Consider the following 2,224-nt stretch of genomic DNA (forward strand, 5'->3'; position numbering starts at 1 on the left):
TAGACGAGGCGACATAACCCCATCGTAGACAGCAGATTAGTGTCCCACCAACAGAATCCCCGACCTCGTGACCAGCACAAATGCAAATAGAATCGCGAAATCAGCATCCAGTTGTGAAAGTCAGGTGACAGGCTCATTCAGGGCGTATGGAGGAGGGGAGACTCACTGCGAGCCGTCAGCGTTCGGGCCGGCAGAGTGGTCGAACACAGGGTGAGCAACATCCGCAGGACATCTGATTCGAACTGAGGCATTCCGCCTCTCTTCGACCGTCATTCAGTCGTATCTCGACTTCTGACTCGCGCCGAAAGGTTGCCAGCTTTCGTACTATACAGCTCGAGGTCACTGTGCTGGAGGTCAGCCGTCTGTTCATCGGCCCTGATGCGTAGGCGTTGAAACTGCGTATCTCCTCCCAGATCAAGCCAGAAGTCCGTTGGCCTGCCGGGAGTAGGCCACGCTGGGACCAACTTGTTCAAGGGAAGTGTTGCACGCACGATGAGTTTGCCATTCTTTTGGACCAGATCAGCAGAAGCCCGTCCATATGTACGTGATACGCGCTGTACCCAGCTAATCTTCGCCCATTCCCATGCGCCTTCTTGGAGAGCTTTTGGGACACGCATTCGCATATGAATAGCGTCATGCTCCAAGCGAACCGCACCAAGTGTTGTCCGACTTTTCACTGGACTGGTTCTGGATTGTTTCCGCTGGATAGCTCCGTGGAGTTCTTTTGCCCACTGACGCACGATCCGGTCGGGCAAGAAATCCCGCGAACGTCGTATGGCTGCGCGTCGAAGTTTCCGAAGATCAGATTCGGGCATGTTGATCAATTGCTCAATCTGGCAGGCGAGTCCGGTCACATCGTCAGGCTCGACCAAGAAACCATTGACACCGTGAGTGATGATATCAGCAGGACCATATTTGATGTTATACGCAATAGGGATGCATCCCCCTGCCATGCTTTCCAGCAAGACGAGTCCCTGGCCCTCTGACTTGCTCGTCAGTAGGCTGAACGAATAGTCACGAAACTTCTTCCCGCCTGCCGGGGCATAACCCCGAAACGTGACGAGTGATTCTATGTCTAGCTGGGCAGAAAGCTTCTCAAGAGTTGGTCGAGACGAACCTTCGCCGAAAATATCCAATGTAGGTGCCGTATTGCTTTCAGACAGCTGACCTATGCTCTGTAGGGAGTGTTCGATCTGCTTCTCGGGAGCAATTCTCGAAACTATCACTCCGGCGCGTCTGTCGCGAGAGGTGGGCCGCTTTAGCGGTTCAAGTGTCAGAGCGTTGGGAAGCGTGACTACGTTGTTCCCCGCCGTGATGTCCATTTCGCGCAAGTCGTTAGCTTGTTGCTGGGTCAGGGTGGCGACAAGATCTCGGGAGTCGAGAGATTCGTAAAAGCGGGCCTTCGGCGGAGGAAAGTCATATTTGCGCATTGCCCCTGTGCCGAAATGGTTCGAATGAATCGATTGCACAAACGTGATGTTATCGTTGCTCCAGCCGGTAAGTTGGTTGGAGACCGTCAGACGTTCCGAAATAAGAATCGACATATCGTGAGACTGAGTGAGATGCATTATCCAGTCTTTATACATCGCGGTGGACGAGGTCCATTGTTTCGCGATCTGCCCGGTGCGTGATAGCAGGCTGATTCTCCGAAGTTTGATTTTGCCTGCTTCTGAAAATTCGCGATGATCGATGATACCTATGGTGCCATCTTCTCTGAAGATATCGGTTTGTGCTGTTCTGTCTGAGCTGTCATTGTGTGTAACTTGATACGTTCCACTGAACGGTCTGAGCGGTTCGAAGGGCTCGATCTTTGCGGACGAAGGGAATTCTGGTGGGTCAGCGAGTCGGCAGATTTCATCTTCGGGGATGTCGCGAAAGTCCGACCACGGGTTCCGCAGGGATACCCGGGGATCTAGAAGTCCGTCAGCGATAAGCTGATCTCGCAACGCTCCGTTGGAGGTTGCATGTTTGGGCGAAACCGTCAGCATCGTTATTAGTCGGTCATCTAGTCGAGCAAAGGCATTGCAGCGACCTATCGTGACCGTTGTGACTCCACCGAAGCTCTCGGGGACTTCTCCCGTCAAGACGTAGATTGGGGGCTCTTCGGAATCAAGTGTGGTGACTCGTTGGTAGGTTTCTCTTCAACCCCGACGCTACGGTGAGGATCCTCAACCGATAGTTCTCGAAGTTGCGAAACCCATGAGCGACTCGTCGCGTCTTCTCG

Annotated in this window: 1 protein-coding gene; it reads right to left on the reverse strand. The window is 53.3% G+C overall.

The window, feature by feature from the left end; genetic code table 11:
* Positions 1-269: 269 nt before the first annotated feature.
* Entirely contained in the window at positions 270-1,988 is a 1,719-nt protein-coding gene (locus EB835_RS20070; RefSeq protein ID WP_135811181.1) for a glycosyltransferase, read from the reverse strand.
* Between the last annotated feature and the right edge of the window lie 236 nt (positions 1,989-2,224).

It is taken from the genome of Brevibacterium sp. S22 (assembly GCF_004745485.1).
GTDB lineage: Bacteria > Actinomycetota > Actinomycetes > Actinomycetales > Brevibacteriaceae > Brevibacterium.

What these genes read in the sequence shown, in the direction of transcription:
- EB835_RS20070 (WP_135811181.1), bottom strand. Translation starts at nt 1,988, where the DNA reads ATGCTGACGGTTTCGCCCAAACATGCAACCTCCAACGGAGCGTTGCGA.